Annotated in this window: 23 protein-coding genes; 10 read left to right on the forward strand and 13 right to left on the reverse strand. The window is 42.5% G+C overall.

The window, feature by feature from the left end; translation table 11 throughout:
- Positions 1-3 precede the first annotated feature (3 nt).
- The gene (locus IMZ28_RS05805) at positions 4-819 is read right to left on the reverse strand and encodes an SDR family NAD(P)-dependent oxidoreductase (protein WP_197547653.1); all 816 of its coding nucleotides are present in this window, start codon (positions 817-819) and stop codon (positions 4-6) included.
- Between the two features lie 185 nt (positions 820-1,004).
- On the opposite strand from IMZ28_RS05805, the gene IMZ28_RS05810 reads away from it, so the two are divergent.
- Positions 1,005-2,012 (forward strand): AI-2E family transporter, encoded by a 1,008-nt coding sequence (locus IMZ28_RS05810; protein ID WP_197547654.1) that lies wholly within the window; start codon positions 1,005-1,007, stop codon positions 2,010-2,012.
- On the opposite strand, the gene IMZ28_RS05815 is transcribed toward IMZ28_RS05810, so the two are convergent.
- The 8 genes from IMZ28_RS05815 to IMZ28_RS05850 all read right to left on the reverse strand — a co-directional run bounded on the left by IMZ28_RS05815 (position 2,009) and on the right by IMZ28_RS05850 (position 10,781).
- Positions 2,009-2,683: a 3-methyladenine DNA glycosylase gene (locus IMZ28_RS05815; protein WP_232087422.1), complete on the reverse strand. Its 675-nt coding sequence runs from the start codon at positions 2,681-2,683 to the stop codon at positions 2,009-2,011. The genes IMZ28_RS05810 and IMZ28_RS05815 overlap by 4 nt on opposite strands.
- Before the next feature lie 7 nt (positions 2,684-2,690).
- Complete coding sequence (locus IMZ28_RS05820; RefSeq protein ID WP_197547655.1) at positions 2,691-3,113, reverse strand: NUDIX domain-containing protein; 423 nt, start codon at positions 3,111-3,113, stop codon at positions 2,691-2,693.
- Positions 3,114-3,161: 48 nt separating this feature from the next.
- Positions 3,162-3,677 carry a pimelyl-ACP methyl ester esterase BioV gene (gene bioV, locus IMZ28_RS05825; RefSeq protein WP_197547656.1) on the reverse strand — a complete coding sequence of 172 codons (516 nt, stop codon included), beginning with the start codon at positions 3,675-3,677 and terminating at the stop codon, positions 3,162-3,164.
- Complete coding sequence (locus IMZ28_RS05830; protein WP_197547657.1) at positions 3,664-5,334, reverse strand: AAA family ATPase; 1,671 nt, start codon at positions 5,332-5,334, stop codon at positions 3,664-3,666. Before IMZ28_RS05830 ends, bioV begins: the two co-directional genes overlap by 14 nt.
- Positions 5,312-6,559 carry a tRNA (N(6)-L-threonylcarbamoyladenosine(37)-C(2))-methylthiotransferase MtaB gene (gene mtaB / locus IMZ28_RS05835; protein ID WP_197547658.1) on the reverse strand — a complete coding sequence of 416 codons (1,248 nt, stop codon included), beginning with the start codon at positions 6,557-6,559 and terminating at the stop codon, positions 5,312-5,314. Before mtaB ends, IMZ28_RS05830 begins: the two co-directional genes overlap by 23 nt.
- Positions 6,556-8,226: a mechanosensitive ion channel family protein gene (locus tag IMZ28_RS05840; protein WP_197547659.1), complete on the reverse strand. Its 1,671-nt coding sequence runs from the start codon at positions 8,224-8,226 to the stop codon at positions 6,556-6,558. The genes mtaB and IMZ28_RS05840 overlap by 4 nt, the downstream gene beginning before the upstream one ends.
- A complete protein-coding gene (gene aroB / locus IMZ28_RS05845) occupies positions 8,226-9,275 on the reverse strand; it encodes a 3-dehydroquinate synthase (protein ID WP_197547660.1) in 1,050 nt (349 codons plus the stop codon). Before aroB ends, IMZ28_RS05840 begins: the two co-directional genes overlap by 1 nt.
- Before the next feature lie 72 nt (positions 9,276-9,347).
- Positions 9,348-10,781: a COG3400 family protein gene (locus IMZ28_RS05850; RefSeq protein WP_197547661.1), complete on the reverse strand. Its 1,434-nt coding sequence runs from the start codon at positions 10,779-10,781 to the stop codon at positions 9,348-9,350.
- A gap of 95 nt (positions 10,782-10,876) precedes the next feature.
- Here IMZ28_RS05850 and tgt point away from each other — a divergent pair, with 95 nt between their 5' ends.
- Together tgt and IMZ28_RS05860 are read left to right on the forward strand one after the other, a co-directional pair.
- Positions 10,877-11,998: a tRNA guanosine(34) transglycosylase Tgt gene (gene tgt / locus IMZ28_RS05855; RefSeq protein ID WP_197547662.1), complete on the forward strand. Its 1,122-nt coding sequence runs from the start codon at positions 10,877-10,879 to the stop codon at positions 11,996-11,998.
- Positions 11,999-12,064: 66 nt separating this feature from the next.
- Positions 12,065-12,637: a class I SAM-dependent methyltransferase gene (locus tag IMZ28_RS05860; protein ID WP_197547663.1), complete on the forward strand. Its 573-nt coding sequence runs from the start codon at positions 12,065-12,067 to the stop codon at positions 12,635-12,637.
- A 29-nt stretch (positions 12,638-12,666) separates the two neighbouring features.
- Here the strand turns inward: IMZ28_RS05860 and IMZ28_RS05865 are convergent, their stop codons facing one another.
- Both IMZ28_RS05865 and IMZ28_RS05870 read right to left on the reverse strand, forming a co-directional pair.
- The gene (locus IMZ28_RS05865; RefSeq protein WP_197547664.1) at positions 12,667-13,044 is read right to left on the reverse strand and encodes a SpoIIAA family protein; all 378 of its coding nucleotides are present in this window, start codon (positions 13,042-13,044) and stop codon (positions 12,667-12,669) included.
- A gap of 76 nt (positions 13,045-13,120) precedes the next feature.
- Positions 13,121-14,011, reverse strand: a complete 891-nt coding sequence (locus IMZ28_RS05870) for a 5'-nucleotidase (RefSeq protein ID WP_197547665.1) — start codon at positions 14,009-14,011, stop codon at positions 13,121-13,123.
- A gap of 66 nt (positions 14,012-14,077) precedes the next feature.
- Here IMZ28_RS05870 and IMZ28_RS05875 point away from each other — a divergent pair, with 66 nt between their 5' ends.
- The 4 genes from IMZ28_RS05875 (at position 14,078) to IMZ28_RS05890 (ending at position 17,330) form a co-directional block, all read left to right on the forward strand.
- Positions 14,078-14,641, forward strand: a complete 564-nt coding sequence (locus IMZ28_RS05875; RefSeq protein WP_197547666.1) for a LemA family protein — start codon at positions 14,078-14,080, stop codon at positions 14,639-14,641.
- 9 nt (positions 14,642-14,650) lie between these two features.
- Entirely contained in the window at positions 14,651-16,516 is a 1,866-nt protein-coding gene (locus IMZ28_RS05880) for a DUF2207 domain-containing protein (RefSeq protein ID WP_197547667.1), read from the forward strand.
- An 88-nt stretch (positions 16,517-16,604) separates the two neighbouring features.
- On the forward strand, positions 16,605-16,856 hold the full coding sequence (locus IMZ28_RS05885; protein WP_197547668.1) for a hypothetical protein: 252 nt from the start codon (positions 16,605-16,607) through the stop codon (positions 16,854-16,856).
- 132 nt (positions 16,857-16,988) lie between these two features.
- Positions 16,989-17,330 (forward strand): hypothetical protein, encoded by a 342-nt coding sequence (locus IMZ28_RS05890; RefSeq protein ID WP_197547669.1) that lies wholly within the window; start codon positions 16,989-16,991, stop codon positions 17,328-17,330.
- 201 nt (positions 17,331-17,531) lie between these two features.
- Here IMZ28_RS05890 and IMZ28_RS05895 read toward each other — a convergent pair whose 3' ends face one another.
- Positions 17,532-19,970: an EAL domain-containing protein gene (locus tag IMZ28_RS05895; protein ID WP_197547670.1), complete on the reverse strand. Its 2,439-nt coding sequence runs from the start codon at positions 19,968-19,970 to the stop codon at positions 17,532-17,534.
- 329 nt (positions 19,971-20,299) lie between these two features.
- Between IMZ28_RS05895 and IMZ28_RS05900 the strand changes: the two genes are divergently transcribed.
- Complete coding sequence (locus IMZ28_RS05900; RefSeq protein ID WP_197547671.1) at positions 20,300-21,757, forward strand: DEAD/DEAH box helicase; 1,458 nt, start codon at positions 20,300-20,302, stop codon at positions 21,755-21,757.
- A gap of 185 nt (positions 21,758-21,942) precedes the next feature.
- A complete protein-coding gene (locus IMZ28_RS05905) occupies positions 21,943-22,965 on the forward strand; it encodes a cytochrome-c peroxidase (protein WP_197547672.1) in 1,023 nt (340 codons plus the stop codon).
- Here the strand turns inward: IMZ28_RS05905 and IMZ28_RS05910 are convergent.
- Entirely contained in the window at positions 22,958-24,712 is a 1,755-nt protein-coding gene (locus IMZ28_RS05910; RefSeq protein WP_197547673.1) for a sensor domain-containing diguanylate cyclase, read from the reverse strand. The genes IMZ28_RS05905 and IMZ28_RS05910 overlap by 8 nt on opposite strands.
- A gap of 125 nt (positions 24,713-24,837) precedes the next feature.
- Here IMZ28_RS05910 and IMZ28_RS05915 point away from each other — a divergent pair, with 125 nt between their 5' ends.
- Positions 24,838-26,019, forward strand: a complete 1,182-nt coding sequence (locus IMZ28_RS05915; protein WP_197547674.1) for an NnrS family protein — start codon at positions 24,838-24,840, stop codon at positions 26,017-26,019.
- The last annotated feature ends 42 nt before the right edge of the window (positions 26,020-26,061 follow it).

Genomic DNA, 26,061 nt, shown 5'->3' on the forward strand with positions numbered 1-26,061 from the left:
ATTTCATCCTATTTTCAGTAAAAGTTTATCCATTAAAGTTGTACTCAAAACTCTCTTTAAGTATCCTAAAAGATAGGTCGCTTTGGTAATGTAGTAGCGTGGTTTCGGATGTTGTGCCAGTATGATCGTGTACACAGTTTTGGCAACGGCATCCGCCTCAAGATTGAAAGGAACCGTACTTTTGTCCGCATTGAGGTTCTTTTCGTACTTCTCTTTGAATATAGAATGTTCAATATCGATATTCTCTCTAAGTTTCTTCATGGCCGTTTCCCTGAAATGGCTGGTAACCGGTCCGGTATTAAGCAGTACAGGATAGATATTTGTGCCGTGAAGTTCCAGTCTCAGCGTATCGGTCAGCCCCTCTACTGCATATTTTGCGGCATTGTACGCCCCTCTTCCGAAAAGTGATATGAGTCCCAGTACCGAACTGTGCTGTATGATCTTGCCATATCCCTGTCTGCGCATCACCGGTATGATCTGCCTGGTACACTCATGCAGACCAAAGACATTTGTCTCAAACTGTTCTCTGAGCAGATCAGTACCGATATCTTCTATGGCACCTGGTTGTCCATATCCGGCATTGTTGAACCAGACATCGATCTTCCCTTCAAGTTCAAGCACACATGCTATCACCCTGCTGATAAGCAGAGGATCGGTCACATCCAGCTGCATGGCATTCTCAAACCCCCGTTCCCTAAGCATCCTGACATCTTCCGGATCCCTGGCAGTCGGGTAAACGGTGATGCCTCTCTCTTTCAGATAGATAGCTGTTTCAAGCCCAATACCCGTACTGCATCCTGTAATGACGATATTGCCCACTTTTTTCCTTTACACTGAGACTACTGCCTGATATATCTCGTGAATTATAGCATGAATGAAGCCCTTTTATTATCTCAGGCAGGTATAATGCAGTATAATATTGATAAGATTATTTTCCAACCATGCATCCAGGATCGCCACACATCTTGCTGATGCCTGTTTCGGGATCATACAAAAGAGGGTTTATGTCACTGTCAAAACATACTGTCGGATATGGTGTTATGGTAATGGCTGCAGTGGTCATTGTTCTTGCAGGCATAAAAGCGGCTTCTGTCATCATTGTCCCTTTCCTGCTTGCATTCTTTCTTGCAATCATCCTCGCTCCGCTTTTTTTATGGCTGAAAAAGAAAAAAGTTCCACAGGGTATCGCCCTGCTGCTGATCGTTATACTTCTGTTCGCTTCCATAAGTACACTGGTAATACTTATAGGAACATCCGTACAGGACTTTACACAGAATGTCCCCACCTATGAAGCAAAGCTGCGAACGGATTTTCAAAACCTTCTTGCCCTGCTCGACAATTACAACATCAAAGTTCCCAAAGAGGATATCCTGTCCATATTTGCCACAAACAGTGTGATGGAATATATTGCCAAAACACTCAAGTCACTAGGCGGGTTGATGACCAACTCTTTTATGATCATCATTACGGTGCTCTTCATGCTTATGGAGATCTCCCAGTTCTCCAGAAAGCTTGAACGCACGAACTCCAACAGCCTGCACTCTTTTATCAAGGTCAGCGATAACATCAAACACTTCATTCTGCTCAAATCAATGACCTCTGCCGCAACAGGTATTTTTGTTACAGTCGCGCTGAAAGTTCTGGGAGTGGACTATGCTATTCTCTGGGGAGTAGTCGCTTTTTTACTGAACTTTATTCCCAATATAGGCTCTATCATCGCCGCTGTACCTGCTGTACTCATGGCGCTGGTACAGTTTGATCCGGGAACAGCACTTGCGGTAACAGGTATCTATGTTGCCATCAACATCACTATCGGGTCTATCATAGAACCCAGGATCATGGGTGAGGGACTGGGGATCTCTACTTTGGTCGTATTTCTCTCATTGATCTTCTGGGGCTGGCTGCTTGGGCCGGTCGGTATGCTGCTTTCCGTACCCCTTACCATTATGCTCAAGATCGCACTGGATGCGAAAGAGGATACAAAGTGGATCGCCACACTATTGGGAAATTAAAGGGCTGATTCCAAGAGAGAGATATCTACTTTCCGACCCTTGATATATGTTTTCGCAAACTCTACGATCTTTCCATGAAAGCGCGCATAGAGTGTAGAAAGAGGAAGGTCGTAACCGTACAGCAGAGTGACCTTTTCTCTATTCTCCTCTATCCCCTCCTGCAACCACTCCTGCATCTGCATATAGTGATCGAACCTGTACCCAAAGGCACTCAGAAGCCTGCCGGTATAGCTGTCTACTACCATTACCGGCCGGTGACAGGCATAGCAGAGTATGGAGTCTGCACTCTCCATACCGATCCCTTTCTGCGCCAGCAGCCACTCTCTGTCCACCTCTTTTTGAAATAGTGCAAAACAGCCATATCTCTGAATGATACTGCTGCAAAGCAGTTTGAGTCTCAGGGCTTTGGTATTGTAAAAACCGCTGGGTTTAATAAGGTATGCTATCTCCTTCTCAGAAGTACAGCTCAGCGCTTCCAAAGAGAGCAGTCCATGTGCTTTCAGATTATCAAGGGACTCTTCTACTTTCTCCCATTTTGTCTGCTGTGTCAGCAGTGCACCGACCACCACTTCAAAAGTTCCACTGTGTGGCCACCAAAGTGGATCTCTGCTGCTCTTTAGATAGCCCATATTTTTGAGCCCACGTAGTAGATCATAACTGCTGTGCAACATTGTTTCCCTAACCTTCACGTGCAGAGAGGTAGTCGGTCACGATCCTTGCATGGTCAAAAAGCAGTCTCTTAAGAGGAATAGCATCCAGTGCATAAACTGCTGCCTCTTTGGCATCGTCTCCGCCCTTTGGCGTTCCCTCCGCTCTTGCAACATAGACCACACTCACTGTATGAAACCGAGGATCTCGCAAAGGGTCAGAATAGATGCCAAGCAGTCTGCTGACAGTAACATCCAGACCCGTTTCCTCTTTCATTTCGCGTATAAGGGCATTTTCCACACTCTCGCCTACATCAACAAAACCGCCAGGCAGTGCCAGCCCCCTTGGTTCGTTCATGCGCTCAATGAGTACGATGCCTTGAAATCTCTCTTTTTCATATATTTCAATGATACCGTCCGTAGCAAGATAGGGTGTTTTAGGTGTGAATGCCATAGTGTGCCTCGCTGTTTCTCTTTTTACCCTCTTAAAAATCTTCAAAACTCAGGGCAGTTTTAACAGGTGTCCTGCATCTTTGATAAAATAGGTTGTACCCAACGGTGCAAAGAAATCCAATGCCGACAGGGCATCAATGATCTTGTCTTTTCCTCCCAGAAACACTTCAATGACCGTACCGCGTTCTTTTATCTGCCGCAGTTTCTCTTCTTCCCAGACATATCCCAGAAGTGTTTCAAGCTCTTCTTCGGTTCCAATATTCAGACAGGATGACAGATCCTCTTCTGCCGGGTAGGTGACATTTTTCAGAAACTGCTCTACATAGGCATCTTTGCCTGCTTTGAAGTAACGGAGCTGTGCACGGATAAAACTTGCTTTCTGATTCTGGAAAAAAGCTGGAGAGAGCAAAATAAGACGGTCTACACGTTCACTGCTTTGGAGTACATGCTCCAGTGCCTGCTGCGCCCCATAACTGAAACCTGCTACACAAAGCTCACTCTGGACAAGATACTCACTGAAAAGTATCTCCTCTCCCTTTAATGAGAAACCGTTAAAATATTTCAAGCAGTATTTTCCTACACGCTTCATGAGTAATATTCTCATGTTCCAGAAGGTAAGCAGAAACTTCTTTCAGTGCCCTGTCAAGCGTTTTAAGCAGTGCTTTCAGCTCCGAGACAGACTCTCTCATCAGTGCTTCCTCCTCTGCGGGTGTGACAATGAAGTTCTCGCTCATAGAGTATTCATAGATAACTTTTCGTACCAGTTCTTTTGCCTGCATAATATCATGACTTGCATTGGTAAACTGTTCATTGTAGTGTATCTGCGTTGCAATACTTCCGGCAAGATAGACTTTGATACGGTTGAGCAGCACTGAACGGGAAAGTATCTCATGCTCCTGCATGAGCAGACGTGTCGTAACGATACCTATCTTCTCAAACTCCACATCCAGCCAGGTAGCGACAACTGCCTTGGCCCCCTGATAGAGTGCCTGTATCTTTCGTTCCTCTTCGGTAAAGCTCAGGATCTTGCGTTTTCCAAGCAGTACTTTCTCCTTAACCGCCTCAAAGTCAGATGTTTCCACCACATTTCGTCCTTCACGCATTGCATGGATCGCTGCTTCGTTTGTAAGCGTATCAAGTGCTGCTGAATTGAACCCGACGGTCATACGTGCTACATATTCAATGTCAACCTTGTTGGGTTTATGTGCCAGATAGAGTTCCAGTGTTTTTGCCCTGTCTTCAAGATCGGGCAGTGAGATATGAATGCGTCTGTCAAAACGCCCGGCACGAAGAAGGGCTTCATCGAGTACATCTATCTTGTTGGTTGCTCCAATAACAATGACCCCGGAACTATCTTCAAAACCGTCCATCTCGGTAAGGAGCTGGTTAAGTGTTGCTTCCCGTTCATCGTTTCTGAACTCTCCCCGGCTCTTTCCGACTGCATCGATCTCATCGATAAAGATAATGCTTGGTGCATACTGCTTCGCCTTTGTGAAGAGTTCGCTTACACGTTTGGCCCCCATCCCCACATAGATATGTACGAACGACGCACCGCTCTGATAGAAGAAGGGAACGCCTGCCTCTCCTGCCACCGCCTTGGAGATAAGTGTCTTTCCGACACCCGGAGGTCCTACAAGAAGGACACCTTTAGGCAAGCGGATATCAAGTTCACGGTACTTCTGCGGTTCACGCAGGAAATCTATGATCTCCTCAAGCTCCTCTTTGACATCCTTAATCCCCGCTACATCGTCAAATGTGACATTCGATCTCATAGGCCGGATGGGAGAATCTTTGGCTTCACTTCCCTGTTGTACCGCTTCGATCTGTCTGATCTGCTGCATACGGCTCTCTTTCATGAAACGGAAAAGAAAGATAAAAGCACCGACAAGAACAAGCAGTGAAAAGAGATCATACAAATGGGAAGGCTCCTCTTTGACCTCTACGGGATATTTACTGAAAAAAGCATTTTTATTGATAGCATCTTTATAGACTTTGTACTGCCCCTCATCCGTCTTGATACGGATGTATTCTCCATCCACAATGAGCTTTTTGATCTTCTCTTTGTTGTAGAGTGCGTTGGCCTGCTTGTGTGTGATCAGTTTATCCGTATCCCTCAGCATGGCAAATACAATCAGTACGATAAAGAGACTCAAAAGTCCAATGATGATCTTCAGATTCTTGCTATCGAAACCTTTAAACCTAAATTTTCGCACTGTTTCCATCAGGCTGGACCTCCACACGGTTTAAGAGTACCCAGTTGCTGCCAAGATCCTCTTCACTTCTGACCTCTACCTTGTTAAAGTACTGGTCAAAACCGTAAAATATCCCCTCTTTTCCATTTTCCAGAAGGACTTCCAGATTATCGGTATGTGCACGTCTGAAAGCATAATTCTTGGCCTTGACCAGTTCAGTCAGTTCTCTATGCCGCTCTTTGGCGATATTCCCTCTGATCTCAGGCTTCATTGTTGCAGAGACTGTATTGTCACGTTTAGAGTAGGAAAAGGCATGAATATGGGTCAAAGGAAGTTCTTTTACACGTTCTATCGCCTCTTTCCACTCTTTCTCACCTTCTCCCGGATGCCCCACAATAAAATCCGTTCCCAAAGCATAGCCCAGGGAAGCAATTTTATTGAAAAGTCTGATATCTTCTTCAAAACGATTACGACGGTTCATCAGCTCCAGCATTTTGTCCGAAGTGTGCTGCAGTGCAATATGCAGATGCTTCGCCATCCACGGCTCATTCAGCAGCTCCATGAACTCATCATCGATCTGGATAGGTTCGAGACTTCCGATACGTATACGTCTTACTCCGCGGATCATGCTCATCTTCTTGAGGAGTTTCGCCATGGAAGTTCCATGATCCTGCCCATAACTTCCCACATTGGTACCCGTCAGGATGAACTCACCAAAACCATTGGCCGCAAGGCGTTGTATCTGTTCGAGTATCGTCTCTTCTTTATGTGATCGTGCCTTCCCCCGTACAGAAGGGATAATACAGTAAGAACAGCTGAAGTCACACCCCTCCTGAATCTTGATGAATGCCCTGCTCTTGCCTACGAACTCTTCGACTATCGTCGAGTCAATATGTTCAAGGTCACCGATCTCGTAAAAACGGGTCTCTTTTTTCAGTATCTCGTTGATCTTCTCTTTTTCAGAGTGTCCCATGACTCCGAATACTTTCTTATCCTCAAACAGAGATTCTCCTTTGGAGTGGGAACCGCAACCGGCAAGGATCACTTTTGCATTGGGGTTTTTGCGCTTCATCGATGAGATATAGTTACGCACCGATGAGTCCGCACCGTTGGTCACAGTACAGGAGTTGACCACAATAATATCAGAACTGTTCTCATCAGTCGTCAGTTCAAACTCTTTGAGTCTGGAGATCATCACTTGTGTATCAAACTGGTTGGTTCTGCACCCGAAGGTTTTAAAAAAGACTTTTTTCATGATTCCTCGCTCTCAGATTCCGTAGACTGCGGCATAGCAGGCTTACGTACATCTTTATCCATATAAATGGACTGTGTCGGAAATGCGAGGTGGATATCCTCTTCCTTTTGAATACGCTCGATGATCTCCATGGAGATCGTACTTCTCAGTGTCAGTGTTGCATAGGCATTTGTATGGTACCAGGCAGAGATCTTAATCCCGTAAGGTTCTATAAAACTGTAGATACGCGGTTCAACATTGGTATTTTTCATACTATACTGACTTCTAAGTTTGTTAAGCTGCTTTCTTGTAATGTCTGTATACCCCTTGGAGTATTTTTTAGTGACCTCTTTGGCAATGCTGTTTGCTTTACTGACATTGGAATCAAATGTAATGACAAAATCGATCCCGTCCCATACGGTTTTAAGCCCGGCATGTGAATAGTTGGCGATCATATCGGTAAAGACATAATTGTTCGGCACAAAGATGATACGTCCTGCTCTGCGGTTGCGCATATAGGTGGTCAGTGTAATATCTTCCTGAATCGTCATACGCAACAGAGAGATATCTACCACATCCCCTACATACTCCATACCGTTTCTGACGAACTTCACTCTGTCTCCTACATGAATGGCACCCCCGACCATGATCACAAACCAGCCCATTAAAGACATAAACCAGTCTTTAAGTGCAATGGCAATACCCGCAGAAGCAAATCCGAGAATCGTCACCAGATAACTGACATTCTCGATGTAGGCAAAAAGAAGTGTCAGCAGCAAAAGAGTGAAAAAGGTGAAGTTCAGAAACTTGTTGATCGTATAAAAACGCTCATTGTCCGACATATAACGGCGTACCAGATATTTGATCAGGAAAATAAAGACCAAAATGATCAATATGATGATCCCTATGGTGGTTGCCTTCTCTATCTCTTTTTTCACTTCTGTTTGAAGATTAAGTTTGATCTCGTCTATCTTTTTGGTATAGACATTCTGTGTTGTTTTAAAGATCTCTACGACCGGTGTAAAGGTCTTGATCTGCTCCCTGGTATCCTCCAGCTCTTTTTTGTAATCTTCATTACCCGGATCATTTTGGAGAAGGGAGTGAAGTATTTTCTCTTTCTTCTTCAGTTCCTCCATGACCAGGCTGATCGATTCATAACGGCTGTTATACTCATTTTGGTCATTTTTCAGTTTTTCCTGAAAAGAGAGTGCGGAGATAATAGCAAGCGGATTTTCTACATGAGGAACCTCTCCGATAGGAGGTGGCGTAAGAAATTTTTTGAAAGGGTTGTCTTCATACTCTTTAAGCAGCTGGAGTTTCCCCACCAGTATCTTTTTTTTGTTCTTTAACTCTTCAAACACCTCTCTCTGCTTCTCATTCAGTCTGCGTCTGGTAGAAAGTTTTTCCAACTCGGCTATCTTTTTGTCCAGCACAGCTTGCTGTTGTTTAAGCTCTTTGTAAATATGGTAGTTGCTATAGATCTTTGACCAGATATTGTTCTCTTTGAGCTCTATATCAAGCTGCTGCTTCTCCTCCAGCAGATGTCCTATCATACTGGCTGACTGCTTTTTAGCAGTACCGTTCCCTTCTGATTTCATATCCGGAGAAGAGATGGTGCTGCCTGTTACAGTCGGTTGGGCAAGAAGGATACCAAGAGCAAGAAGAAAGAGGAGGAAAATTTTCTGCATCACTCCTCTCCAAATCGGCGCAGCACTTTTTTGACGACAGCTTCATCAATATCCTGTACGATCTTATGTGAACCGATCTTTTTGGGAAGAATGAACTTAATAGAGTTGTTCGCACTTTTCTTGTCAAGGAAGAAGTGTTCATAGAATGCATCCACATCGTCAATACAATAGGTTGTCGGCAGCTCCTGCGTCTTAAGCAGTGCTTTCACTTCATCCGCTTCTTCTTCACTCATTAATCCAAGTTCGACCGCCAGAGCATTAGCCATGACCATACCGATCGCTACAGCTTCTCCATGCAGGTAGGTCGTATAGTCGGTCTCATTCTCCACGACATGACCAAAGGTGTGGCCATAGTTGAGTACAGCACGTATACCGGCTTCCTTCTCATCCTGGTTGACCACCCATGCTTTGAGTTCAACACTGCGTCGGATCGTCTCCTTAAGCTGTGCTTCATCTGCAAGATCAGCATTTTTTAAAAAATCAAAATACTCTCTGTCGAACATAACCGCCATTTTGACGATCTCTGCAAAACCAGCCGCAAATTCCCGCTTGGGAAGTGTCTTCAGGAATTCAGGGTTGATGTAGACCGCTTTTGGCTGATAGAAAGCACCGATGAGATTTTTCCCGTATTTGTTGTTAACCCCTGTCTTTCCTCCTACACTGGCATCGACCTGGGAGAGCAGTGTCGTAGGGATCTGGATAAAATCGATCCCGCGCTGATAAAGACTGGCAGTAAAACCTGTCATATCTCCTATAACCCCTCCGCCAAAAGCGATCAGAAGTGATTTTCTGTCAAGCTTATGCTCAAAACACTCGTTAAGGATACTCTCTACTGTCTGCAGGGTTTTATACTGCTCACCGTCAGGTATTGTTACCACATGAAGTTCGGGAGACTGAATATGACTTAAAAGTGTCTCAAGATGGAAACCTGCAACCGTTGGATTTGTGACTACGACCACTTTGGTATTGAATGTAAGTTTGGGAAGCTTGTCTATAGTAATATCGTACTTTACAGGTTGTGGAGGAATAAGTTCAATAGGAACGATCATTGGAAAAAGCCTTGAGATAATAATTTGCTTTATTTTATCTTATATGCCCTTAAAAATAGCTCTTGTCGAGTCCTACTGCTCCTCCCCGATAGCAAAAGGCACAAGAAGTTTCGGATGTTTTTTCGACGTAAGAAGAAAGTCCTGTACTTTGGTCGATATCAGCCTCCATATACCGCCTGAATGCAGATCTTTTTCAAACGGCGCGATCTGCAGCACATTCTCCTTGCTGTTCATCTCCCGGATAGGGTTGGAGACCTTCTGTTCTATCTTGATCTCCATATTGAAGATATGTGCCAGCGTTTCATAATGTTCAATCACGATCTTCTTGCTCTCAAAATCCCCTTCCGGATCAAAATCACACAGTGTCAACTCCAATCCGAGAGATTCGGAAACATCAAAAGCCGTTGAAGAGATAGATTCCATTTTACGGTCATTATCCATCAAAATAACACTCTCTTTGATATTGTAAAGCAGCTGATCACCAAAAAGATAGACCACTTTTCTTAGACTGTAAAGTGTCTCCATGATCTCCTCGTGGGAAAAAGTATCAATGCTGTTCAGTATCAGACCTATATCATACTCCTGAATATCATACTCGATCAGTTGGGCGATATTGCTGTCATCATAACAGATGGAGATGGTCACCCTATCCGATTCATACTGCTTTATTTCATCTATCAACTCAAAATTATTGGGATAGAGAAGACGGATAAAGAGTGATTTCTCCTCCAGCTTTTCAAGCATGTAGAGACTCTCTTTGAGATACAGTATCGCATTCTCTTTGTCGGTACGGAAATCGATGATCAGATAAAGATCTTTTCCAAAAGGCTCAGGGAAGAGCCCTATACGTTTGTTGATCGTACGGTAGACTCCGTCAAGCACCATAGGTTTGCCCAGCACCAGAAGCGTATCGTTTGGAAGAATCGTCGTTGCATTGGTAGGAAGTATCTGCTTCTCCTCACGATAGATCGCTGCGATCTTCCATTTTCTCTGCAGTATCGATCCTACATGTCTGAAAGCGAAAGTACTTCCAAACGGAACATGGATCTCCATGATCTCACCTTTTCCAAGACCGACATTCTGTGCTACAACAGGAACGTTGGGCAGATGATCGTACAGATGTGCTGCGATCAGCTCATCGACATTGAGCAGTGTCACATTCTTTTCATCACGCCCTACTTCGGGATCATCCCACTGATTGACCAGTACAATACGTATCTTGTCTTCGACCAGACGTATATTTTTCAAGGTATAAACAGCATCTTCTTTGTTCTCCATGACGATGAATACATGAGAGAACTTTATATCATCCATAATATGTCTGATACGGGCATAACTGGTAGGGTCCGCTTTAATAAGCGTAATATTCTTACCCATCTTCTCCGGTGTTGCACCTTCATTGAAACAAGTCACATAATATTTGTTTTCTGCAACTCTTTTACGCCCGACCCACTCTACAAAATGTTTTGCAATGCTGCCGTCGGCAAGTATCAGTATGTTCTTCATTTATGCCCTAATTAGATATAATCGTTTTACGATTTTACCAGGATTGCAGGTTTTTACTGCATAATCCGGGTTTATTAAGAGGATATTATAACACAATGCAATTTCAGATAGATAAAACCGATGGGAAAGCCAGAGCCTGTACCATCAAAACAGCACACTCTACTATACAAACACCTGTATTCATGCCTGTAGGTACGGTCGGTGCGGTCAAGTCACTCGATGCTACCGACCTTGCTACCTTTATCAAACCGGAGATCATTCTTGCCAACACCTACCATATGTACCTCCGTCCGGGAGATAATGTGGTTGCAAAAATGGGAAAACTTCATGGTTTCACCAAGTATCCCAAAAGTTTTTTAACGGATTCGGGCGGATTTCAGGCATTTTCACTTTCAGACAACGTCAAAATAGATGAAGGAGGGATCACCTTCAGAAGCCATCTTGACGGAAGCAAGCACTATTTTACGCCAAAAAAGGTCATAGACATTCAGCATAATCTTGGATCTGATATCATGATGATCCTTGATGACCTGGTAGCCTTGCCGGCTACACAGGAGCGTATTGCAGCCAGTATAGACCGGACAACCCGATGGGCGGAAGAATCCATAGCATACTTCCGTGCCAGGCAGAAGGAAGGTATTGGTACAGAGCAGAACATTTTCGCCATCATTCAGGGAGGTACGGACAAAGCTTTCAGAGAAAAGTCAGCGAGAGAACTGTGTGCCTTGGATTATGACGGCTTCGCTATTGGCGGGTTAAGTGTCGGGGAGGCCAATCAGGATATGTATGATACGGTCGAATGGACAACACAGTTCATGCCAACAAACAAACCACGCTACCTGATGGGCGTGGGAACACCCGAAGACCTGGTCGAGAATGTCTACCGGGGAGTCGATATGTTCGACTGTGTCATGCCGACAAGAAATGCACGTAACGGTACACTCTTTACCAGTTTCGGCAAGGTAAACATCAAAAAAGCATGCTATACGACCGACACGGAACCTATTGACCCCGAATGTAACTGTATGGTCTGCCAAACCTACTCGCGATCTTATCTCAGACACCTTTTCAGAGCAAGAGAGATCACCTACTTCAGGCTGGCAACCATACATAACCTATACTACTATCTGCATCTGATGAAACAGATGAGAGAGGCTGTTTTGGAAGAGAGATTTGAAGCATTCAGAACAGCATTCTATAAAAAGAGAGAGCAATAGAGTACACACAGAGCCAACAGCACTGTGTTACAATAATGAAAGTCATACATTACCAGAAGGATATAAATGATCCCTTTCAATAGACTCGGCTGGATCTTTAAAGCATTCGCTCCAATGATCTATCCCACCTATATACGTCAGTCACTTTGTGATTTTCTTCAACCGCTGAAGAAAGGGGCAAAAGTACTTGACATAGGAAGCGGTACAGGTATTTTATGTGAGTTTTCTGCACGATGCCGTGAAGATCTTCAGCTTGAAGCCCTTGATCCTGCCAGAGGCATGTTGAAATATGCACCTTCGTATGTTAAGACCCATGAAGCATATGCTGAAGCTCTCCCGTTTGAAAGCACTCTTTTTGATGCCATACTGCTTGGTGAGACACTGCATCATCTAAATGATGTCGAAAAGGCCATACAGGAAATACGCCGTGTTCTTCGTCCTGACGGGCGGCTTTACATTTATGACTTTGATCCGACAGAATGGATAGGGAACATCATACGAAAAGGCGAGCTCTTTCTTGGGGAACCCGGCAACTTTTTTAAACCCGAAGAGATCAAAGTAGTTTTGGAAAAATACGGTTTCAGTGTAGAAATAAAGCAGTACGGGTATCGATATACTGTGTCAGCCAGAGCCGTTTAGCACATCCGAAGACTACCTGATAATAAAACTCAGGTATGTTTTCTTCTTTGAAGTATCCACTCTCTTGCCTCTTTTCGCTTTTCAAAAGGAAAATGCCTGACCTCCGCATTGATAAAATGTGAGATGATGTTTTCAGCGAACTCCTCTGTGTCAGAGTCTGTTACAACTGCCAGACGTTTGAGCTTCTTATGATATTTTTTAATAAAAACAAGATGTTTGACCAGTGCAGAAAATGCCTTTTGTACGGAAAAAGATTCCGATGCGATGATCAAACCGGTCAATTTGCCATGTTCTGCGATAAAAGGGTCAATGACCTTCACTGCAATATCAAAATCCTCTTTGCTTAATATATCTTCGGGTTCCAGTGTAACGATCGCTTTCTCTCTATCCAAAGTGATATTTAACATAATACTGCCTTTCATGAATGATTATTCAATAATAGCAGATAAATATTAATGATATATTATAAATAACAATTATTATTTAAGATTTGTATGGAACTTTCGCAGAAGGAGTCTTCTTGCTTGTCTTGTCAAGATGCACATCCTGGTCATCAAAAAAGATATCGGCTTTGAATGATTTTACCACACGGCGTTTTTCTATGCCTCCAAGAAAAAAAGCTTCATCTATACGAACACCCCAGGCATCGAAAGTACGTATGACCCTCTCGAACGTAGAAAAGTTCCTTGCTGTGATCAGTGATGTCTTAATAGGAGCCTGTTCCATAGGAAATTCTGTCTGAATACGGGAGATCACCTTCAGCAACTTTGCAAAAGGACCTTTTGGCAGAGGTTTTTTGGCATTTTCTTTTTCATGTTTTAAAAAGGCTTCAAGTCCATGCTTCTTATATATCTTCTCAGACTCATCCGAAAAGAGCACTGCATCTCCGTCAAAAGCGATACGGACATCTTTGCGTTTTCCCTTCTTCTTGTACTTATTGGGGATGATACGTGCCGCAGCGATACCGACATTGATGGCCTCCTGTACATCCTCTTCATGTGCAGAAAGAAAAAGATCCACATCAAAAGCTTTTAGATAATTGGAGATCAATGTCCCTGCAGTCCAACCTGCTCTGTCAATATCAAGTCCATACTTGTCAATGGAGTTTTTTATACGCAGTCCTGTGGCTGCATTGTTTCTGGAAAGCACGATCACTTCAATTAGCTTGTCATCAAAGTGTTTGTTGATACGCAGAATATTTTTTACAAAATCAAAAGCAGCACCGCGCTTAAGCAGTTTGTTCTCATTCTTGATCTGATACCTGTAGTATTTCTCCAGACCTTTTTTCTCAAAAAGCCGATTCTCCTCTTCAAGGTCAAAAAGTGCTCTGGAGGAGATCGCAATGACCAGCTTCTTTTTTAGATCGTATGCCATATTAACTCTTTTTTTAGGAAAGTATAACGTGCTATAATAAAAAAATCCAACTGGAGGAGAAATATTATGAGTTTTGGGAATATCATACTTTTGGTCATTGCAGGTGCCGGGGTATATCTTATCGCTATCTATAACAAACTTGTCTCACTGCGTGCAGGAATGGATGCTGCATGGTCTGACATCGATGTGCAGCTTAAACGGCGCTACAATCTTATACCCGCACTGGTAGATACAGTCAAGGGATACAAAGCGTATGAGGGAGAGACCCTTGAAAAAGTGATCGCGGCACGGCAGCAGGGGTTGACTGCCGGCAGTGTTGAAGAGAAAGCACAAGCGGCCAATATGCTTTCAGGCGCACTGGGAAAGCTTTTTGCACTTTCAGAAGCCTATCCTGACCTCAAGGCAAATACCAACTTTCTTAAACTGCAGGATGAACTGGGCAGTATTGAACATGCCATTCAGAATGCCAGACGCTACTATAATGCGATCGTACGGGACTACAATGCAAAGATCGAATCCTTTCCTGACCTCTTTGTAGCACAGAAGTTCGATTTTACCAGGCGCGACTACTTTGAACTTGACGAGAGCGAAGCAGAAAGAGTCAGGCAGATGCCCAAAATAGATCTTTGATACCAGTAGATGAAAAAGTTTTTTTTCACTCTGTTGTTGGCAGGTATTGTCACACATCTTTTTGCAGAGAAGATCGACCGTTTCGACATTGATATCACAGTGATGCAGAGTGGTGAACTCTCCGTTATTGAACGTATTGACTACAATTTCGGCAATATACGCAGACATGGTATCTTCAGAGATATCCCTTACCAGATCAGATATCAGGGTATTGTCAAAGATATCGGTCTTTACGACTTCACCGTAAGTATGGATGGCGATCCGGTTAGTTGGGAAAAGAACACCGTAAAATCCAACTATGCAGGAGATACCGTACGACTGAAGATCGGAAGTGCTTCCAACTATGTCACAGGCAAACATCTTTACGAGATCCGTTACCGGGTCAAAAAAGGGGTTCTTCCTGCCGCACAGAATGAATACAGTGATGCAATACGCTGGAATATTATAGGAAGTGGCTGGAATATACCTGTTTACAATATCAAAGCAGATTTTCATCTTCCTCACTCACTTTCACAGGCAAATATTGCACTCTCTGTCTATACGGGGAAATATGGTGCAACTGCTTCATCTGCAATCACCAAATGGATCACACCAACGCACTTGCAGGTCAACATTAAAGCACTCTCGCCGTATGAAGGTGCCACTGTTGAACTGGCCTACCCTCCTGATAGTCTCGATCAGAACGGTTTGGATAATGTTACACCTACACTATGGGAGCGGTTTCTTGCACGTTGGCATTGGATGGCCCTTGCAGGCTTTCTTCTCTACTTTTTTAATATATATAAGAAATATGCCGGGTATGAAGACAAACGCTCCATTGCTGTACAGTATGAACCGCCAAAAGGGTTGAGTCTTCTGCAGTCGGCTCTTCTGCTCGACAGATATGCGGACAACAGGGATTTTGCCGCTGCTGTCCTTGAACTTGCATATTTAGGCTACCTGAAGATAGAACAGAGAAGTCAAAAAACAGACCCGGTTCTTATACGTTTAAAAAAAACAGGCTCTCTGACTTTAAACCAGAAATATCTTCTCAATGAAGTGCTTTTCAAGGAGAAAAACTATTTTGTTATGAAAAAAGGGACAAAAGAGAATGCGGAAAAACTAAAAAGAGGTTTCAACTACATCAACAATAATCTCTATACCTGGTCTGTTGCGGAAGGCTATATGGAGGAGAATCCGAAACATACACGTAACAGGTTCCTTGCAAAAAGTCTTATAATGCTCCTGCCTGTTGTTCTACTGACTCTTTTCTCTCTTTATCAAGCGTTGGGAGCAGACGCACTTTTTGTACTTCTTTTTCCTCTGGCATTCGGTGCTGCAGGTATCTATTTGTTTATTTCACAGCAGAATATATTGGCTAAAATACAAGGACTCCTCTTTGCCGGAACAGGAGTGATACCGCTTGTTTTTATCCCCCAAGGAGATGGACTGGACTTTATTTCCCTGGTTTTCGGACCGTTGGGTGTATTGCTGGCCATTATAGCTGCAATGCTTTATACCTATAAACATATAGGCAGGTTCACTCCAAAAGGTGCTTATGTACAAAAGCACCTTCTTGGGCTTAAAGAGTTTGTCAAACGTGTCAAACAGGATGAGATCAAACGCCGCCTTGCCGAAGATCCTCTCTACCTTGAGAAGATGCTTCCCTATGCAATGCTGTTCGGGCAGACAAAACACTGGCTCGACTTTTTTGAGCTGTTTCATCTCTCAACCCCTGCCTGGTACCATGGTAACCTTGAAAATATGAGAAGTTTTGATGCAGCTGTGCAGCAGGCAGCTACACCTCCGGCTCAAAACAGTGGTGGCAGCGGTTTCTCCGGCAGCGGCGGTTTTTCAGGTGGTGGCGGTGGCGGAGGTGGCGGTGGTTCATGGTAATCATGAATTTTTTTGTTTAATTCAACTTATTATTATCTTTTAAAAATTATAATTATATTATGATAATAAAAGGGGTTGGGGGATTGTTATGAAAGAAAGAAGGAGCTGTTCAAAGGTCAAACCTTGGATCTATTTTATGCTGGAACTGTCGATCTTTATGATCATAGGCATGGATATTATTGCATATTTCGGAAGTAAGACCGGTATTCCTACCGCTTTTCTTTTTGTTCTTTTTGCACTCCATAAAACAAAATCCATACAGCGTTTGGAACGTGTACTGGAAAGAGCTGGAGAAGTCAGAAAGGTAAAAGTACGGGAAAGGTATAGAAACCATATCTGACTTATCATTTCAGAGCGTAGAAGCTGCAGCAAAAGAGTGCTTCAAACTGTAATAAATAATATGTCAATTTGACATATTATCTTCCATTCTTCTCTTTTTTTTCTATACTTTCACAAAACGAAAGATAGAACAATGTACAAAAAGAAAAAAGAGAAACTCTTCACTACAGAAATTTTAAAAGATCCTGCCCTAACCTATCCCTCATACTATGTTCTCTCACCTGCAATGATACAAAATGAGATGCTGCATAGTGCATTATATGCTCTGCATAGCCTGGATTTCTCCTTCTATGAGATACCTAAAAGCTTTGAAGAGATCTTTAATATGTTCAGTTCGGGGACTTTTCCCATTTATAAAGAGAAGTATATTATAGGATATTTTGGAAATAAAATGATGTATCTGGAAGCGTATGGATGGAAAGGATTGCCTGCTACAGCAGAAGTGTTCAAGCTTGAGAACTGGCTTGTTTGCTGATTTTATAAAGAGCGGTTTTCTAAAAGATAAAAATTCTTTTTTTAATTAAGAGTAATTTTATCTTATTTAAGATATACTTCTCTCATATCTTAGGTATCGACATAAACTTTTTTCATTCTTCCTCCTTTTAAAAGTTTTTGTTGTATCGACTACCCTCGTACACTCCTATTTATAGCCGTCGGTACCTAAGATTAATATGCTCTACTTTTTCAAAAACAATTTTTCTATTTCATCTGCGACAACCGGTTTACAATAATAATACCCCTGCATATAATAATACCCGTATTCCATAAGAGATATTTTCTGCTTCTCCTCTTCAACTCCCTCGGCTACCACACTGATACCAAGACTCTCGGTAAGCGCAATAATTGCTTTGACTATAGCTACACTATCCGTGTTTTCCGGGATATGCTCTATAATAGAATGATCTATCTTGAGCATGGAAACCGGCAGACGCCTCAGATATGCCAAAGAGGAATACCCTGTACCAAAATCATCAATTGCAATTGTAATCCCCATATCATGAAGTATCTGAAGTTTCTTAATATACTCATCAGGTTTTGACATGACCTGCTCTTCACTGATCTCAAGTATTAACCATGACGGAAGAAAACCGGTCTGGGCAATACACTCTTCCAGAGTACGTATAAAATCACTGCTGTTTAACTGACGTATTACAAGATTCAGTCCAAGGCGTCCGGGATTCAACCCCTCTTCATACCATTGTACAAACTGTTCCATTGCCGTTCTCATCACCCATCTGTCTATTTTCAGAATAAGTTCATTCTCTTCGGCAAGCGGGATGAACTGATCAGGCAAAAGCAGACCGAGCTTTGGATGTTCCCACCGGATCAGTGCTTCCAAACCGCTGATCTCTCCTGTGCGTGTATCAAATTGCGGCTGATAATAGAGTCTGAACTCTTTATTCTCCAATGCCTGCTGTAAATTCTCCTCCATAACAAGACGCTCGAAGGCAAGTGTAGTCATCTCTTTGGAGTAGAACCGGTAGCTGTTACGGCCTTCCTCTTTTGCCTGATACATTGCAGTATCGGCATACTTGACCAGTTCATTCGGGTCATCTGTATCCTGCGGACAGATACTGATCCCCATACTTCCTGTAAGACGGAGCGTATGCCCATCAAGATCCATCGGCTGACTGAGTACCTTCTGTATCTTGTCCGCAAGAAAATAGATATCCTGCATTCTTTGGATATCTTCCATAATAATGGTAAATTCATCACCCCCGAGTCTTGTAAGTGTATCTTCATGCCGTAAACTGGCCTTAAGCCTTTGTGCAACAATCTTGAGTACTTTGTCACCGACCTGATGCCCCAATGAGTCATTGATGTTTTTAAAATGGTCCAAATCTATAAAGAAAAGCGCAAGTATAGTGTTATTTCGTTTGGTACGTTCGATACCGTGTGCAAGCCTGTCATTAAAGAGTGTACGGTTTGGAAGTCCCGTCAATGCATCATGGTGTGCCTGATAATAAAGCATATTTTTCTGTTCTATCAGTTTCTCCTGTGCTTTTTTCTTTTCCGAAATATCCCTTATAACCATATGCAGTACCTCTGAATCATTCAATATGATCGGGGTAAGTATGATTTCCGAGAAAAAAGTATCACCATTTTTTTTAAGACTTTCCCACTCAAACTGATACCCCTGATGCTGTTTTGCCAGGGTGATCATCTCTTTCATTTTTTCAGATGATGGGATATTGTCTGACTGGAACCTTGGAGAAAAATCTTTCAATGTATGGTTCACAAGTTCTTTTTTGGAGGCATAACCGAACATTTGAACCGCTTTCTCATTACACTCGAGCACTCTTTCCCCGCTTATGATCAATGTACCGTCAGCAGACTTCTCAAAGAGCGTTTCGAAGGTATCTTTTTGTTTCTGTATCACCGATGTTTTTGTCTTGATCTCATCTTTAAGGTGCTGTGTATAACGCTTCTCTTTCTTGCGCATACTCTGTAAAAGAAAATAGATCAAAACCAGAAAGAGTATATAGATCACGCATGTAGTGATCACTGTATTACGAAAATCCGCATACAGAACATCAAAAAATTCATGCCTCTTGACTGTAATATTCATTATCCCACGCAACTCTCCAAGCTTATAGTCATAGGCACTGTCATACCTTTTTCGTATACTGGGAATTGTCTCTGTCCGTTTGCCATGACATTTCAAACAGGACGTTTTGGTATACAGCGGTTTTACATAATGGTACTTTCCATCCACCTGAACAAATTGTTCTTTCATGTCCGGATCAGTTTTGAAAAGATCAATCATCTTCATTTCAAAAGCATTGGCTTTGTTCTCCGGGTTTCTTGGTCTGTCTGAGACTGTCCTGATAACGATATCCCCTTTAACACTCTTGGAAAAGTGCTTACTGATCTCCCTGATCGTTTTTACAGGTAGAAGATGGAGCGTTTGATCTGTTATATTGATATCATGTTTAAGGAATACATCCTGATATGTCTGTCTGAATGCCTCAATGAAATTTGCCAGGGATCTGCTCTCATTTTGAAGTATAAGATGCTTTGTATGTGAGATACGCTGGTACTGTTCATAGGTTTTATACCCTATTGCAGCAAAAAGCAATAACGCAAAGATAGTGAAAAATTGCACTTTTCGCATTACTGCCCTCCTTCTTGTTTTCATTATTAACAGGTTATTTATAATTGTATCATAATTTAAAAGTCATCAGTATAATTTATTTTTTATTGAAAAACTATCTTTTCATAAAAAAACCTGCTATAATGCCGAACTTTTCTGCAAGAGTGTACTGAACACCTTTATTTGAGATAAAACTTATCTCCTCTATATTTCCACGAACAAAAACGTGTGACAAGTTTGGTATCGGTTGCATAAAAGAGGGTTTTAGACCTCGGGTACCATATGAAACAAAACTTCCTATGAATCGCAAGTCACCTACAACACCGACCATTTTAACATAAAGAAAACATATGAAATTTACAGATTTTAACCTCAAAGAGACCATTCAGGCAGCCGTAACAGAAGCTGGCTTTAAAGAACCAAGTCCGGTACAGAAAGAGGCCATTCCTCTCGTACTTGAAGGACACGATATGATCGCACAGGCACAAACAGGAACAGGAAAGACCGCAGCATTCGGTCTGCCGATCATGAGTATGATGAAAGCCGATGGCAGCGTTGAAGGGCTTGTCATCGTTCCTACACGTGAACTTGCTATGCAGGTCAGTGATGAACTTTACCGTTTCGGGAAACTTTCCGGGCTGAAAACCGCTACTGTTTACGGTGGTACCGCCTATGGCAAACAGATCGAGCGTATCAGACAGGCTTCCATCATCGTAGCGACTCCCGGACGTCTTCAGGATCTTCTTATGAGCGGGAAAATAAAACTCAATCCAAAATTCGTAGTACTCGATGAAGCTGATGAAATGCTTGATATGGGATTCCTTGACGAGATCAAGAATATCTTCACCTTCCTGCCAAAAGAGCGTCAGACATTGATGTTCTCTGCAACCATGCCCAAAGCCATCAGAAAACTGGCCGAAGAGATCCTTGAAAATCCCAAGACCGTCTCTATCACAAAAAGCGAAAGTACCAACTCCAAGATCACCCAGTACTACTATGTAGTTCAGGAGAGAGAAAGAGACGATGCCCTGGTCAGACTTATTGACTACAAGAACCCTGACAAGTGTATTATCTTCTGCCGTATGAAAAAAGAGGTCGACAGACTTGTCGCACACCTTACCGCCCAGGGATTCAAGGTAAGCGGTCTGCACGGAGATATGGAACAGAAACAGAGAGAAGTAACCATCAGAGCATTCAAACAGGGAGGTGTAGACATCTTTGTGGCAACTGATGTTGCTGCACGTGGTCTCGATGTCAATGATGTAACCCATGTCTTCAACTACCATATTCCATTTGATTCCGAAAGTTATGTACACCGTATCGGACGTACAGGACGCGGCGGTAAGAGCGGTGAAGCGATCACACTGGTAAGTCCTAACGAACTGCGTACCATCAAACGTATCGAAAAAGATGTCGGAGCAAAGCTGGTCACACAAGTCATTCCTACCCGTATCGAGGTACAGAACAACCGTCAGGATGAGCTCATAGCGAAGATCGCAGAGACACAGATCACCGATAAAGCCATTGAACTGGTAAAAACCCTGCAGCATGATCTTGACATTGTTACCATCGCCCACCTGCTCGCATCAATGATACAGAATGAAAATACAGTCAAAGGCAAAGACATTATCGGTCTTGGACTCGAAGAGATCGAACTGCTCATTGAAAGAGCAATGCAGAACCGGGGCAATGACAGAGGCCGTAACCGCAGTGGTTACCGTGGAAACAGAAGAAGATCCGGAGGTGGTGACCGAAACAGACACGGAAAAAACGGACGCAACAGCAGAAATGGGGGCCATCGCTCTTAACAAACAGGCATAGGATATTCTCCTGTGCTCTCCTCTCTACACTCCTCCTACTATCTCCTACACATCACTGTCATGAATTTCTATTAGCTTCTCCTGGAAGAGTAATATTTTTAAAAATAATATTAATTATCCTTTAATACTTTTTATCATATAATTACAACATATTAAAATTATTAGGAGAAACGATGAAACTACTACCGATGATAAGTGTGTCCATTTTGGCATCTTCATTACTGATTGGCTCAACAGATATTGCAGAAAAAGCATTAAAGGCCGGTCTCAGAGCGATACCTTCAGACCAGGCATCACTTTCCAAACTGATCGATCCAAACAGGACCATTACTCCCAAAAGAGTAGAACTTGGCAAAAAACTCTACTTTGAACCAAGACTTTCCAAAAGCGGGATCATCTCCTGTAATACCTGTCACAACCTCGGACTTGGCGGTACGGATGGTGTGCCTGCTGCAGTCGGACACCAATGGACGGCAAACCCGCACCATTTGAATTCACCGACAGTTTACAATGCCGTCTTCTTTAAAGCTCAGTTCTGGGACGGGAGAAGCCCACACCTTGAGGATCAGGCAAAAGGTCCGATGCAGGCAAGCCCTGAAATGGCTTCACCAAAGTCACTGGTAGAGGAGAGAATCAACTCCATACCTGAGTATGTCGAAGCATTTAGAGACGCTTATGGGAAAGATGTAAAGATAGATTTTGAAAAAATCACATCCACAATCGGTATTTTTGAGAGAACACTTGTCACACCGTCACGATTTGATGACTTTCTAAACGGTCAGAAAGATGCATTGACCGACGCTGAAAAGGAGGGGCTCAATCTCTTTATAGACAAAGGTTGTGCAAGCTGTCATACAGGCGTGGCACTCGGTGGAACTATGCAGCCGTTTGAAATTGCTGCCAAATACAGGTTCGGGAATATAGGAGACTTCAAAGGTGATGAAAAGGGTATGGTGAAAACACCGACTCTTAGAAACATTACTGAAACTGCCCCCTACTTCCACAATGGTGCTATTTGGAATTTGGCAGATGCAGTCAAAGAGATGGGAAGCACACAGCTTGGTATCACTATTTCAGATGAAGAAGCAGCGAAGATCGTTACCTTCTTTGGTGCATTGGAGGGCAGAAAACCTGAGATCGTATATCCACAGCTTCCAAAAAGTACGCTCAAAACACCTAAACCGGATTTCAAATAGACAGTCTAAGAGAAGGGTTTCCTTCTCTTATATCATATTTACTTACTCTGTTCCTTCCCTCTTTTTTCGCACGATAGAGTGCATCATCTGCATAAAGATATATCTGTTTCGCATTTTTAAGAATAAGCTCATCGGTACAATACATACCGATAGATACCGTTAAGTATTTACTGATTTTACTTCTTTTGTGCTCTATCTTCAAAGATTCGATGCTTTTCAGTATCTTCTCAGCATATACAGAAAGCTTTTGGGGACTGGTATTCGTACAAATAACAGCAAACTCCTCTCCTCCTATCCTAAAGGCCATATCATCCGGATGTTCCAGTACATTCTTGAGTACATTGGCAACTGCTCTCAACGCAACATCTCCGGAAATATGACCATAGGTATCATTATACTGTTTGAAGTAGTCGATATCTATCACAAACAAGCCGAGTGTTTTCTTTGTATCACGGTGCACTTTAAGTTGTTTTTGCAACATCTGTTCAAAATAGCTTTTATTGTAAAGTGTGGTCATAGTATCGGTCAGAAGTATTGCATCTTTTCTCTGATTGGCCTCCTCAAGGATCTTGATACGGTGAGAGACCAGGATTGCCAGAAGGAGTGCTTCTATCATCGTACCGATTGCAATAGCATGAGATGTCAGGAAGTTGAATGCTATAATATTATTGTAATGCATCAGTGCGATCGAACTGAATATGATATAAAAAATATGGGCAACCAAAAAGTATTTTACCAGTGGTACTTTTTTAATAAGCAGCGACAACGCCACACCCAGCATAACGACCAGCATATAGATATAAATAAAGGATGTCACCTCAATCGCACGATAATAATCAAAAAAGCTATAAATATAGGTTACACCAAAAACAGTGATGAGACTATTGAGCATAAAATTCTCTTTGGTATGTTTCGCAGAGGTGTTAAAAACAGACTTGACGAACAGTGCCAGAAATATAGGAGCAACTATGACAGTGGCATTCAGATAGAGTGTTATCTTGCCATAAAGATGAAAATAGTGTGAAACCATACCATAGCTATATGCAATAAAAACAGAAGAGCTGATCAGGTAGAGACTGTAGTAGAGGTACTCTCTGTGTCTTGAAAAGAGAAAAAGTATAAGATAATATCCTGCAAGTGTAATAAGTACGCTGGTGAGTGCAATAACCCACATAAATGTATGTACCAGATTCTCTTTTGCATGTTTATCGTCCAAAATCCTCAGATCAATGATCTGATAGGCCAGAAATTTGGATCGTATATATACAGTCTGCTTTTCATGCGCCTCCAGTTTCACTTTGAATGAGGCGACAGCACCCTCCAAAAGATCTGTATTGACACAGTTTCGCGGTTGAAAACTGATCGTATCAAGAAGTCTCTCCTCTTCATCAAAGGCATAAAATGTTGTATTTGATGAATGAAAGACATAAATATCCTGTATAAAAAGTGTTTTTGGCTCTTCTGTTTTATTTTCCAGAATAATCTTAACCCATGTTGTATGGGCATTAATTCCCAAACTCAGCCGGTTCGGTCCCTCTATGAATGTTTCTTTTTTTATACTCTCAAGAGACATTTTCTCTGAGTGGTCAATAAAATAGTTGAGGGTAAATGTATTAAGATTAACACTCTCCCCCGTAATACGCACGACTGCTTCAGCATAGAGCATAACTGTAGAGAGGAAAAGGAACAAACATACTTTTTTAATCAAAACTTCCCTCTCTTTTTCCAGGTTTGTAGTTCTTAGCATAGCATAAAATCTTTTGCTGGTACAACATTCATTGAATTTTTGATATGATTATCTCCAGCATCACTGTATGAGTGAGAAAAGTGCTCAGCTGATGCAGCAATCATCGACAAGGTTCTGACATGCACATGAAATTCAATGAGAAAGCAGAGGAGAATTACTTCTTTTCACAACCCCATCAACCTTTTTTCGTTTTAGCTTTTATCAACGCTATTGCTACTATGCTTCTTTTTATGCTCTCATTTAAAAGTGTTGTACATTTAGAAGTTTCAGCCGCTGCTTTTCACAGTTACAGCATGCTATACCTGCTGTTTACACCTGCATTCACGGCATTCTTGTTTACAACTTTTCCGAAATTTACTTCCACTCCGCCCATATCTAAAAAAAACTATATGCAGGTATTTGCTCTTTTCTGCCTCGGTACGGTACTGTTCGTAGCAGGCAGCATCACTTCTCCTCTCTTCTTGCATATAGGTATGGTCACCCTTTTGCTTGGGCATACTATGATATTCCGTATGCTTTACAATATCTACAAAACAACAACCATCTCTGATACACATGATATATTCTGGATACTCTCTGCCATGGGATGGGGACTTTTATCCCATTTCCTATTCATCGCAGCTTCACTTTTCTATACACCGCTGATGGGAGTTGCAATAGAGATCGGTACCTATCTCTACCTCTTTCTGCTTACCTTCTCTGTCGCACAACGCATGGTTCCTTTCTTCTCCCACTGTATGCATGAGAAGAACATAAACTTGCTAAAGACAGTATTTGTGCTGCTTGCAGTACGTCTATTTCTTGAAACCGTCTATACCGGCAGTGCATTTGCAGTTGACCTGGCACTTGCCTATATCATAGGAAAGGAGATACTCTCATGGAAGCTCCCTTTTCCAAACCCCAATCCCCTCCTCTGGATATTACATCTTTCACTCTACTGGATACCTGTGGCTTTCATCTTCGGCGCTATGTCAAACCTGACAGCACTCATCGGCAACAGAAGCTTCCTTTTCCTTGATACACACGTCCTTATGCTTGGTTTCGTCTTTACAATACTGATCGGGTTCGGAACCCGTGTAACCATAGGACACTCGGGTAATCTAATGCAGGCAGGAGTGTGGGAAAAGGTACTGTTTAACTGGACACAGGTTGTCGTAGTCATGCGCCTGTTTGTCTCTATGGCTGCTGCTTTCGGATGGGATTTTATGATACTTTTTGATATCTCCGCAACAGTATGGATGATCATGTTCATCCTCTGGGGAATACGTTTCTTCCCTCTACTTATCAAGGGAAAAAAGCTCAATTAAGAAAGGGGGGATCAAAATAGACCCTGTATTATTCAGAATTAA

The sequence above is a fragment of the Sulfurovum indicum genome, assembly GCF_014931715.1.
Taxonomy (GTDB): Bacteria; Campylobacterota; Campylobacteria; order Campylobacterales; family Sulfurovaceae; genus Sulfurovum; species Sulfurovum indicum.

Excerpts from the sequence above, each read along its gene's own strand:
- IMZ28_RS05810 (WP_197547654.1), top strand. The coding sequence starts at position 1,005 with ATGTCACTGTCAAAACATACTGTCGGATATGGTGTTATGGTAATGGCT.
- IMZ28_RS05870 (WP_197547665.1), bottom strand. The coding sequence starts at position 14,011 with ATGGCATACGATCTAAAAAAGAAGCTGGTCATTGCGATCTCCTCCAGA.
- aroB (WP_197547660.1), bottom strand. The coding sequence starts at position 9,275 with ATGATCGTTCCTATTGAACTTATTCCTCCACAACCTGTAAAGTACGAT.
- IMZ28_RS05900 (WP_197547671.1), top strand. The coding sequence starts at position 20,300 with ATGAAATTTACAGATTTTAACCTCAAAGAGACCATTCAGGCAGCCGTA.
- IMZ28_RS05865 (WP_197547664.1), bottom strand. The coding sequence starts at position 13,044 with ATGTTAAATATCACTTTGGATAGAGAGAAAGCGATCGTTACACTGGAA.
- IMZ28_RS05885 (WP_197547668.1), top strand. The coding sequence starts at position 16,605 with ATGAAAGAAAGAAGGAGCTGTTCAAAGGTCAAACCTTGGATCTATTTT.
- tgt (WP_197547662.1), top strand. The coding sequence starts at position 10,877 with ATGCAATTTCAGATAGATAAAACCGATGGGAAAGCCAGAGCCTGTACC.
- IMZ28_RS05860 (WP_197547663.1), top strand. The coding sequence starts at position 12,065 with ATGATCCCTTTCAATAGACTCGGCTGGATCTTTAAAGCATTCGCTCCA.
- IMZ28_RS05850 (WP_197547661.1), bottom strand. The coding sequence starts at position 10,781 with ATGAAGAACATACTGATACTTGCCGACGGCAGCATTGCAAAACATTTT.
- mtaB (WP_197547658.1), bottom strand. The coding sequence starts at position 6,559 with ATGAAAAAAGTCTTTTTTAAAACCTTCGGGTGCAGAACCAACCAGTTT.
- IMZ28_RS05820 (WP_197547655.1), bottom strand. The coding sequence starts at position 3,113 with ATGGCATTCACACCTAAAACACCCTATCTTGCTACGGACGGTATCATT.
- IMZ28_RS05915 (WP_197547674.1), top strand. The coding sequence starts at position 24,838 with ATGAAATTCAATGAGAAAGCAGAGGAGAATTACTTCTTTTCACAACCC.
- IMZ28_RS05840 (WP_197547659.1), bottom strand. The coding sequence starts at position 8,226 with ATGCAGAAAATTTTCCTCCTCTTTCTTCTTGCTCTTGGTATCCTTCTT.
- IMZ28_RS05905 (WP_197547672.1), top strand. The coding sequence starts at position 21,943 with ATGAAACTACTACCGATGATAAGTGTGTCCATTTTGGCATCTTCATTA.
- IMZ28_RS05815 (WP_232087422.1), bottom strand. The coding sequence starts at position 2,683 with ATGTTGCACAGCAGTTATGATCTACTACGTGGGCTCAAAAATATGGGC.
- IMZ28_RS05895 (WP_197547670.1), bottom strand. The coding sequence starts at position 19,970 with ATGCGAAAAGTGCAATTTTTCACTATCTTTGCGTTATTGCTTTTTGCT.
- IMZ28_RS05910 (WP_197547673.1), bottom strand. The coding sequence starts at position 24,712 with ATGCTAAGAACTACAAACCTGGAAAAAGAGAGGGAAGTTTTGATTAAA.
- IMZ28_RS05875 (WP_197547666.1), top strand. The coding sequence starts at position 14,078 with ATGAGTTTTGGGAATATCATACTTTTGGTCATTGCAGGTGCCGGGGTA.
- IMZ28_RS05890 (WP_197547669.1), top strand. The coding sequence starts at position 16,989 with ATGTACAAAAAGAAAAAAGAGAAACTCTTCACTACAGAAATTTTAAAA.
- IMZ28_RS05830 (WP_197547657.1), bottom strand. The coding sequence starts at position 5,334 with ATGGAAACAGTGCGAAAATTTAGGTTTAAAGGTTTCGATAGCAAGAAT.
- IMZ28_RS05880 (WP_197547667.1), top strand. The coding sequence starts at position 14,651 with ATGAAAAAGTTTTTTTTCACTCTGTTGTTGGCAGGTATTGTCACACAT.